Raw genomic sequence first — 10,903 nt, forward strand, 5'->3', positions numbered from 1 at the left:
TACTTGCAGGATTCAAATCTTCTTATTAACTTTGCACCTCGGTTGGGGTGTTACGTCCTGGCCGATGAATGTTACGTTATTTGCTTCCAACTTACTAACAGACATTTAACAAAATTAAATTCAAAACAAAATGGCAAAAGAAGTCAGTGCGTTAGTAAAATTACAAGTTAAGGGCGGAGCTGCGAATCCTTCACCTCCAGTAGGACCTGCATTAGGTGCTAAAGGTGTGAATATCATGGATTTCTGTAAGCAGTTTAACGCTCGTACGCAAGACAAACCAGGTCAAGTATTACCTGTTGTCATTACAGTTTACGCTGATAAATCATTCGATTTTATCATCAAGACTCCACCGGTAGCAGTTCAGTTGAAAGACGCTGCTAAATTAAAAAGTGGATCTGGCGAGCCTAACCGTAAAAAAGTTGCGGCTATCACTTGGGAACAAGTTGAGACAATCGCTAAAGATAAAATGCCTGATTTAAATGCATTTACTGTAGAGGCTGCTATGAGAATGGTGGCTGGTACAGCACGTAGTATGGGTATTACTGTATCAGGTAATGCTCCTTGGAACAATTAATTAAGAAATCAATTTAAGAAAAGTGGCTAGATTAACAAAAAATCAAAAAGCGGCACTATCCAAAATTGAAGCTGGTAAAGCATACTCTTTGAAAGAAGCTTCGGCTTTAGTTAAAGAAATCTCATTGACCAAATTTGATGCTTCTGTGGATATCGACGTTCGTTTGGGCGTAGATCCTCGTAAAGCAAATCAAATGGTTCGTGGTATTGCAACATTACCTCACGGTACTGGTAAAACTGTTCGTGTATTAGTTTTATGTACTCCTGATAAGGAAGAAGAAGCTAAAGCGGCAGGTGCAGACTACGTAGGTTTAGATGATTACATCAGCAAAATTGAAGGTGGTTGGACTGACGTTGATATCATTATTACTATGCCTAGTGTTATGGCTAAAGTTGGTAAATTGGGTCGTATTTTAGGTCCAAGAAACTTGATGCCTAACCCTAAAACTGGTACAGTTACAACAGAAGTTGGTAAAGCTGTAACAGATGTAAAAGGTGGTAAGATCGATTTCAAAGTTGACAAAACCGGTATCATCCATACTTCTATTGGTAAAGCGTCGTTCGATGCAGATAAGATATATGATAACGCACTAGAGGTATTACAAACTCTAGCTCGTTTGAAACCATCTGCAGCTAAAGGAACTTACTTTAAAAGTATTCACATTTCCTCAACTATGAGTCCTGGTATTCATATTGAGACTAAATCAGTAGCAGGTATTTAATCATGAGAAAAGAAGAAAAACAAGAAATTGTTCTAGCTTTGGCCGAACAGATTAAATCTTACGGTAACTTCTACATTACCGATACTGCTGAGTTGTCAGTTGAAAAAGTGAATAACATTCGTCGTAAATGTTTTGAACAAGGCATCGAAATTAAAGCTGTAAAAAACACTTTAATCAAGAAAGCATTAATCGAAGCTGGTGTTGATGAAGAAGAAATCTTTGGAACGCTTAAAGGAGCGTCTACAATGATGTTTTCAGAAGTCGCTAACGCACCTGCGAAATTAATCAAAGAATTGCGTAAATCAGGTGAAAAACCGTTGTTAAAAGCGGCTTTCATTGAAGCAACTGCATTCGTTGGAGATAATCAATTAACTGCATTAGTTAATCTTAAATCTAAAAACGAGCTTATTGCGGATGTTATCGCAGCCTTGGAATCTCCTGCGAAAAATGTTATTTCAGCTCTTCAATCAGGAGGAAATACTGTTGCAGGTTTAGTAAAAGCTTTAGAAGAAAGAGGTTAACGAATCCTCTAGAACAGAAACATTCGTTACAATTTAATTAACAATTTTTATAAAGTACATTCAAAAATTCAAAATAAAATGGCAGATTTAAAACAACTTGCTGAACAGTTAGTTAACTTAACAGTAAAAGAAGTTAAAGAATTAGCTGATATCTTAAAAGACGAGTATGGCATCGAGCCTGCTGCTGCTGCTGTTGCTGTAGCTGCTGCTCCAGCTGAAGGTGGTGCTGCTGCTGCAGAAGAGAAAACTTCATTTGACGTTATCTTGAAAGAAGCTGGTGGTCAAAAATTAGCTGTAGTTAAATTGGTTAAAGATTTAGCTGGATTAGGCTTGAAAGAAGCTAAAGATTTAGTTGACGGAGCACCTAAAGAATTAAAAGCTGGTGTATCTAAAGACGAAGCAGAAGCTTTGAAAAAACAATTAGAAGAAGCTGGTGCTGTTGTTGAGATTAAATAATCTCAACTAATTAGCCCGAAAAGGTTTAGACTCTGACGATTTTTCGTCAGAGTCTATTCCTATTTATATCAATACGCCACTATGCTGTGTATATGCTGGGCACAGTGGACACGTGGTTTACAGCATAAATGTAAGCGCAGTTTTTTTAAAACTAAAATTCATATTCCCTTGGCAAACAATAATATTCAACAAGAAAGAATAAACTTTGCAACAAGTAAGAAAGTATTGGAATATCCAGATTTCTTAGATGTGCAATTGGAATCTTTCAAGGAGTTTTTTCAATTAGAAACTACTTCTGACAACCGCCATCAGGAAGGGCTGTTCAAGGTATTCTCGGAAAACTTCCCTATTTCTGATTCAAGAAACATTTTTGTGCTAGAGTTTTTGGATTATTTCATTGATCCACCACGTTATGATATCCAAGAGTGTATCGAGCGCGGCTTGACTTATAGCGTTCCTTTAAAGGCTAAGTTAAAGTTATCTTGTAATGATGAAGAACACGAAGATTTCGAAACTATTGTTCAGGATGTATATTTAGGGACTATCCCTTATATGACTCCTAAAGGTACTTTCGTGGTAAATGGTGCAGAGCGTGTCATCGTATCGCAATTACACCGTTCACCAGGCGTTTTCTTTGGTCAAAGTAGACACACAAATGGTACTAAACTTTATTCTGCAAGGGTAATTCCTTTCAAAGGATCTTGGATCGAGTTTGCAACTGACGTAAACAACGTCATGTATGCATATATCGACCGTAAAAAGAAATTCCCAGTGACTACCTTATTGCGTGCTATCGGTTACGATTCGGATAAAGATATCTTGGAATTGTTCGATTTAGCGGATGAAGTAAAAGTTAGTAAATCTGGTCTTAAAAAATATGTTGGTCGTCGTCTTGCGGCTAGGGTATTGAAAAAATGGGTAGAAGATTTCGTGGATGAGGATACAGGTGAAGTAGTATCTATCGACCGTAACGAAATTATCCTTGAGCGTGAAACTGTTCTAGAAGAAGATCACATTGATTTGATCATCGAAGCTGGCGTTAAGTCGATTATCTTAGCGAAAGATGATGAGTCAAACAATGCAGACTATTCTATTATATATAACACTTTACAAAAAGATACGTCCAACTCAGAAAAAGAAGCGGTAGAGCATATCTATCGTCAATTGCGTAACGCTGAACCACCAGATGAGGAAACTGCTCGTGGTATCATCGATCGTTTATTCTTCTCTGACAAACGTTATGATTTGGGTGATGTAGGTCGTTACCGTATCAATCGTAAATTGAAGTTGGGAACTCCGGATGATACGAAAGTATTAACCCGTGAGGATATCATCGCAATTGTGAAGTATTTGATCAATTTGATCAACTCTAAAGCCGAAGTAGATGATATTGACCACTTGTCAAACCGTCGTGTACGTACTGTAGGTGAACAATTATATGCTCAATTTGGTGTAGGTCTATCGCGTATGGCCCGTACAATCCGTGAGCGTATGAATATCCGTGATAATGAGGTGTTTACGCCAACTGATTTGATTAATGCACGTACACTTTCGTCTGTAATCAATTCGTTCTTCGGTACGAACCAGTTGTCGCAGTTCATGGACCAAACTAACCCTCTTGCTGAAATTACACACAAGCGTCGTTTGTCAGCTTTAGGTCCAGGTGGTCTTTCTCGTGAGCGTGCAGGTTTCGAAGTTCGTGACGTTCACTACACACACTACGGTCGTCTTTGTACAATTGAAACTCCTGAGGGTCCAAACATCGGTTTGATCTCCTCATTGGCTGTACATGCGAAAATTAACCACTTAGGATTTATCGAGACTCCTTACCGTAAGGTAAAAGATGGGGTTGTTGTGGTTGATGAGCCGGTCGTATATTTATCTGCCGAGGATGAAGATGGTAAAACAATCGCACAAGCGAATGCTTTGTATGATGACAAAGGTAATTTCGAAGATGCGAAAGTGAAAGCCAGATATGAGGGTGACTTCCCAATTATCGAGCCTAATATGCTTGATTATATGGACGTTGCTCCAAACCAAATTACATCTATTGCGGCTTCATTGATTCCTTTCTTGGAGCACGATGATGCCAACCGTGCATTGATGGGATCGAACATGCAACGTCAGGCCGTGCCTGTATTGCGTCCGCAAGCTCCTATCGTAGGTACTGGTCTTGAAGGTCGTGTTGCGAAAGATTCACGTACATTGATCAATGCGGAAGGTCATGGTGTAGTAGAGTATGTAGATGCTGATGAAATCAAGATCCGTTACGACAGAAACGACGATGATCGTCTTGTATCATTTGATGATGATGTCAAAACGTATAAATTGATCAAATTCAAGAAAACCAACCAAAATACATGTATGAACTTGAAGCCTATCGTTAAGAAAGGTCAACGAGTTGAACCAGGACAGGTGTTATGTGAAGGTTATGCGACTGAAAATGGTGAATTGGCATTAGGTCGTAACTTGAAAGTAGCGTTCATGCCTTGGCAAGGATATAACTTTGAGGATGCGATCGTAATTTCTGAGCGTGTAGCGAAAGAAGACTGGTTTACTTCTCTTCACATTGAAGAATTCGAACTTGAAGTTCGTGATACGAAACGTGGTGAAGAAGAGCTAACAGCTGATATTCCTAACGTATCTGAAGAAGCGACAAAAGATTTGGACGAAAACGGTATTATCCGTATCGGTGCTGAAGTTGGTGGCGGTGATATCTTAATTGGTAAAATCACACCTAAAGGTGAGTCTGATCCTTCTCCAGAAGAGAAATTGTTACGTGCAATCTTCGGTGACAAAGCTGGTGACGTGAAAGATGCTTCATTGAAAACTCCGCCTTCATTAAAAGGTGTTGTTATCGATACGAAGTTATTCTCGCGTGCGAAGAAAATGTCTAAAGAGGTTGAACGTAAAACTTTAGAGAAACTAGAGGTTGCTCACGATAGAGCAGTTAAATCATTGAAAGACCGCTTGGTTGAAAAATTATTCACTGTAGTGAATGGTAAAACTAGCCAAGGGGTATACAATGTCTATAAAGAGTTGTTGGTTGCTAAGGGAGCTAAGTTTACACAAAAAATTCTAGCTGAATTAGATTACAACAACATCAACCCAATGGGATGGACAACTGACGAAGATAAAAACGAGTTGATCAAAATGGCCCTTCATAATTACAACATTAAAATTAATGAAGAGTTAGGTTCGTTCAAACGTGATAAATTCGCAGTATCTGTCGGTGATGAACTTCCATCAGGAATTGTGCAGATGGCTAAGGTTTACGTTGCTAAAAAACGTAAGTTGAAAGTAGGGGATAAGATGGCCGGTCGTCACGGTAACAAAGGTATCGTTGCACGTATTGTACGTGATGAGGATATGCCATTCTTAGAAGATGGTACACCAGTTGATATCGTGTTGAACCCACTCGGGGTACCTTCACGGATGAACTTGGGACAGATCTACGAAACCGTATTGGGCTGGGCTGGTCAAAAATTAGGTGTGAAATTTGCTACACCTATCTTTGATGGTGCTGAAATGGATCAGGTACAGGATTGGGTTGCGAAAGCTGGTTTACCGAAATCAGGACGTACATATTTGTACAACGGATTGACGGGTGACCGTTTCGATCAACCAACGACAGTGGGTGTAATCTACATGTTGAAATTAGGTCACATGGTTGATGATAAAATGCACGCACGTTCAATCGGTCCGTACTCATTGATCACACAACAACCTCTAGGTGGTAAAGCGCAATTCGGTGGTCAACGTTTCGGTGAGATGGAGGTTTGGGCATTGGAAGCATTCGGTGCATCTAACATCCTTCAAGAAATCTTGACTGTGAAATCGGATGACGTGGTTGGTCGTGCCAAAACTTACGAGGCTATCGTAAAAGGTAACAACCTTCCGACACCATCGGTACCAGAATCGTTCAACGTATTGGTACACGAGCTACGTGGATTGGGTCTAGATATCACATTGGATTAATTAAGCAATTAGGGCTTTGAAGGGCTCAGTCCTTCAAAGCTTCTTTATAAAGCTTTAACTTTTGAATAAGTATGTCTTACAAAAAAGATAATAAAATTAAAAGCAACTTCACTTCGATTACGATCAGCTTGGCTTCTCCAGAAACTATTTTGGAACGCTCAAGTGGTGAAGTTACAAAACCGGAAACGATTAACTATCGTACCTACAAACCGGAACGTGACGGTTTATTCTGTGAGCGTATTTTTGGTCCTGTAAAGGATTACGAATGTCACTGTGGTAAATACAAACGTATCCGTTATAAAGGTATTGTGTGTGACCGTTGTGGTGTTGAAGTAACAGAGAAAAAGGTACGTCGTGAGCGTATGGGACATATCAACTTGGTAGTTCCTGTTGCGCACATTTGGTATTTCCGTTCTCTTCCTAATAAAATTGGTTATTTATTGGGACTTCCTACCAAGAAATTGGATATGATCATTTACTACGAACGTTATGTGGTTATCCAAGCTGGTATTAAGGAAGAAGATGGTATCAACTTTATGGACTTCTTGACTGAAGAAGAATATTTGGATATTTTAGATACCCTACCAAAAGAAAATCAATATTTAGACGATAACGATCCTCAAAAATTCGTTGCTAAGATGGGTGCTGAGGCATTGGAAGATTTGTTGAAACGTATTGATTTGGATCAATTGTCATACGATTTACGTCACCAAGCTGCTAACGAAACTTCGCAACAACGTAAAAATGAAGCGTTAAAACGCCTTCATGTGGTTGAAGCTTTCCGTAGTTCACGTGAAAATATCGAGAATCGTCCAGAATGGATGATTGTGAAAATCGTTCCAATCATTCCACCTGAATTGCGTCCTTTAGTGCCTTTGGATGGTGGTCGTTTTGCGACTTCGGATTTGAATGACTTATACCGTCGTGTGATTATCCGTAACAACCGTCTAAAACGTTTGATCGAAATCAAAGCTCCTGAAGTAATCTTACGTAACGAAAAACGTATGCTTCAAGAAGCGGTAGACTCTTTGTTTGACAACTCACGTAAAGTGAACGCTGTTAAGACAGAAGGTAACCGTGCATTGAAGTCTTTATCTGATATTTTGAAAGGTAAACAAGGTCGTTTCCGTCAAAACTTGTTAGGTAAGCGTGTGGATTATTCGGCTCGTTCGGTAATTGTTGTAGGTCCTCACTTGAAATTACACGAGTGTGGTCTTCCTAAAGATATGGCTGCTGAACTTTACAAACCGTTTATCATCCGTAAGATGATCGAGCGTGGTATTGTAAAAACAGTAAAATCAGCTAAGAAAATTGTGGATCGTAAAGATCCTGTGGTATGGGATATCCTTGAAAATGTATTGAAAGGTCACCCTGTATTACTAAACCGTGCACCTACGCTTCACCGTTTGGGTATTCAGGCTTTCCAACCTACATTGGTAGAGGGTAAAGCTATTCAATTACACCCATTAGTGTGTACAGCGTTCAACGCCGATTTTGACGGTGACCAGATGGCAGTCCACTTACCTCTTGGTAATGCTGCAGTTTTGGAAGCCCAAATCTTGATGTTAGGCGCGCACAATATCTTAAACCCGGCGAATGGTTCCCCAATCACAGTACCATCTCAAGACATGGTATTGGGTCTTTACTATATTACTAAAGGCCGTAGAACTGCTGGCGATCACACCGTAAGAGGTCAAGATATGACTTTCTATTCGGCTGAAGAGGTTATCATCGCTTTAAATGAGAAGCAAATTGACCTTCATGCCTGGATTAAAGTAAAAACAAAAGTTAGACAAAAAGATGGTAGCATCGTTGATACCTTGTTAGAAACAACAGTAGGTCGCGTGATCTTCAACCAAGTTGTTCCTGATGAAATGGGTTTTGTCAATGAATTGCTTACTAAAAAATCGTTGCGTAATATCATCGGTGAAATTGTGAAGACTACGGGTATGGCCCGTGCAGCGCAGTTCTTGGATGATATGAAAGAATTGGGATATCAAACAGCCTTCAAAGGTGGTCTTTCTTTCAACTTGGAAGATTTGAACATTCCTGCTGCGAAAGCTGAATTGATTCAACAAGCAACTAACGAGGTTGAAGAAGTAATGAACAACTATAACATGGGTTTCATTACAAACAACGAACGTTACAACCAAATCATCGATATCTGGACGCGTATCAACAACAGATTGACGGCGCACGTTATGGATATTCTTTCGAATGATAATCAAGGTTTCAACTCAGTTTACATGATGTTGGATTCTGGAGCCCGTGGTTCGAAAGAGCAGATCCGTCAGTTATGTGGTATGCGTGGTTTGATGGCGAAACCCCAAAAATCAGGTACTTCTGGTGGTGAGATTATCGAAAACCCGATCTTGTCAAACTTTAAAGAAGGTTTGTCCGTATTGGAATACTTTATCTCTACCCACGGTGCGCGTAAAGGTCTTGCCGATACAGCATTGAAAACAGCGGATGCGGGGTACTTGACCCGTCGTTTACATGACGTAGCGCAAGATATGATCGTTGTGGAACAAGATTGTGGTGGTTTACGTGGTATTTATACAACAGCATTGAAAGATAATGACGATGTTGTTGAGCCATTGTTCGATCGTATTTTGGGTCGTACGCCATTGCATGATGTTCTTCATCCGGATACTGACGAATTGATCGTTTCCGCAAATGAAGATATCACTGAGGAAATTGCTGAAACTATCGAAAAAGCAGGTATCGAAGGAATTGAGATTCGTACGGTATTAACTTGTGAGTCTAAGCGTGGTGTTTGTGCTTGTTGTTACGGACGCAACTTGGCGTCAGGTAAGCGTGTTCAGTTAGGTGAAGCTGTGGGTGTTATCGCCGCTCAATCAATTGGTGAGCCGGGTACACAGTTAACACTTCGTACATTCCACGTGGGTGGTACGGCATCGAACATTGCTGCTGATTCAAGTATCATTTCTAAATACGATGGTAAAATCGAATTTGAAAACGTACGTACTGTTTCGCAAACAAATGATAATGGTACACATCAGGTAGTCTTAGGACGTTCTGGTGAGGTTAAGATTATCGATGCACATAATAAAATTGTATTCCAACAAAATATCCCTTATGGTTCACAGTTGTTCGTTGAGGATGGCGGTACAGTAGCTAAAGGTGATAAATTGGTGGAATGGGATCCATATAATGCAGTAATTATTTCTGAATTTGCCGGTAAAGTTGAATTTGATGCAATCATCGAAGGGGTTACCTTCCGTGAGGAGTCAGATGAGCAAACTGGTCACAAAGAGAAGGTAATTATTGAAACACGTGATAAAACGAAAAACCCATCCATCAAGATTCTTGATAAATCGGGCGAGGTTATTCGTACCTACAATATCCCAGTAGGCGCTCACGTTGCAGTTGCTAATGGTGTAACAGTAAAAGAAGGTGGTATCCTTGTTAAAATCCCTCGTTCTACGGGTAAAACGCGAGATATCACAGGTGGTCTACCGCGTGTAACGGAGTTATTCGAAGCACGTAACCCTTCTAACCCTGCTGTTGTAACAGAAATCGACGGTGTGGTAACATTGGGTGGTGTGAAACGTGGTAACCGTGAGATGTCTATCGAGTCTCGTGATGGTCAAATCAAGAAATACTTGGTACCTCTTTCTAAGCATATCCTTGTTCAGGATAATGACTTTGTGAAAGCTGGTATGCCATTATCAGATGGTTCGATCTCTCCTGCGGATATCTTGTCGATCAAAGGTCCATCAGCAGTGCAACATTACATTGTGAATGGTATCCAAGAGGTATACCGTCTGCAAGGTGTGAAGATCAATGATAAACACTTCGAGACGATCGTTCACCAAATGATGCAAAAAGTTAACATCGAAGATCCAGGAGATACGCGTTTCTTAGAAAAAGAAGCGGTTAACAAATGGGATTTCATGGAAGAAAATGATTCCTTGTTTGACAAGAAAGTTGTCGTTGATGCAGGAGACTCCAATAACTTGCGTCCGGGACAAATTGTTTCTTTACGTAAGTTGAGAGAAGAGAATTCTAGTCTGAAACGTCGTGACTTAAAACTTGTTGAAGTTCGTGAAGCAATTCCGGCAACTTCAAGTCCATTGTTGCAAGGTATTACCAGAGCTTCATTGGGTACGAAATCGTTCATTTCTGCTGCCTCTTTCCAAGAGACCACAAAAGTGTTGAACGAAGCTGCTATCGCAGGTAAACGTGATAACTTATTAGGTTTGAAAGAAAACGTAATCGTTGGTCACTTGATCCCTTCTGGTACAGGTATCCGTCAATACAGCAATTTAATTGTGGGCTCTCGCGAGGAGTACGATCAATTGTTGGCTTCGAAAGAAGAAGATTAATCGTTACTCGATTATTTTATATAGGAAGGTCCAGACATTCGTCTGGACCTTTTTTGTTTCTATAGCGACCTTATTTGATATTGAAGAAGGTCGTAAAAATATATTTAGCTTGCTCTTTTAGCGGTGAAATTGCTTGTTAAGGAAAGGGGCGAACTGAAATTTATAGCAAGCAGCTTGGCCGTTTAATTGGTTGATTTTACCTGATAGGACGGCTTAACGCATAGCTATCATAAATGAATCGTTCAATGTTACAGTTAGTTAACCTAAATATTAAAAAATAATAAACAAAAGGCTTGGAAGTTTG

6 protein-coding genes are annotated in these 10,903 nt (G+C 39.9%); all 6 read left to right on the forward strand.

Translation table 11 applies throughout. The features are described 5' to 3' along the window. Positions 1-130: 130 nt before the first annotated feature. The 6 genes from rplK to rpoC all read left to right on the forward strand — a co-directional run bounded on the left by rplK (position 131) and on the right by rpoC (position 10,599). Positions 131-574, forward strand: coding sequence for a 50S ribosomal protein L11 (gene rplK, locus B3600_RS05905; protein ID WP_028072660.1), 444 nt, complete (start codon positions 131-133; stop codon positions 572-574). A 22-nt stretch (positions 575-596) separates the two neighbouring features. Next, entirely contained in the window at positions 597-1,295 is a 699-nt protein-coding gene (gene rplA, locus B3600_RS05910) for a 50S ribosomal protein L1 (protein WP_046672240.1), read from the forward strand. Between the two features lie 2 nt (positions 1,296-1,297). Further along, on the forward strand, positions 1,298-1,816 hold the full coding sequence (gene rplJ / locus B3600_RS05915) for a 50S ribosomal protein L10 (protein WP_046672239.1): 519 nt from the start codon (positions 1,298-1,300) through the stop codon (positions 1,814-1,816). A 78-nt stretch (positions 1,817-1,894) separates the two neighbouring features. Beyond that, the gene (gene rplL / locus B3600_RS05920) at positions 1,895-2,272 is read left to right on the forward strand and encodes a 50S ribosomal protein L7/L12 (protein ID WP_002992785.1); all 378 of its coding nucleotides are present in this window, start codon (positions 1,895-1,897) and stop codon (positions 2,270-2,272) included. A gap of 168 nt (positions 2,273-2,440) precedes the next feature. Beyond that, positions 2,441-6,250, forward strand: a complete 3,810-nt coding sequence (gene rpoB / locus B3600_RS05925) for a DNA-directed RNA polymerase subunit beta (RefSeq protein WP_046672286.1) — start codon at positions 2,441-2,443, stop codon at positions 6,248-6,250. A 71-nt stretch (positions 6,251-6,321) separates the two neighbouring features. Continuing rightward, a complete protein-coding gene (gene rpoC, locus B3600_RS05930; protein ID WP_112373726.1) occupies positions 6,322-10,599 on the forward strand; it encodes a DNA-directed RNA polymerase subunit beta' in 4,278 nt (1,425 codons plus the stop codon). Positions 10,600-10,903: the final 304 nt, after the last annotated feature.

This window comes from Sphingobacterium sp. UBA2480, assembly GCF_002341965.1.
Classification (GTDB): domain Bacteria; phylum Bacteroidota; class Bacteroidia; order Sphingobacteriales; family Sphingobacteriaceae; genus Sphingobacterium; species Sphingobacterium multivorum.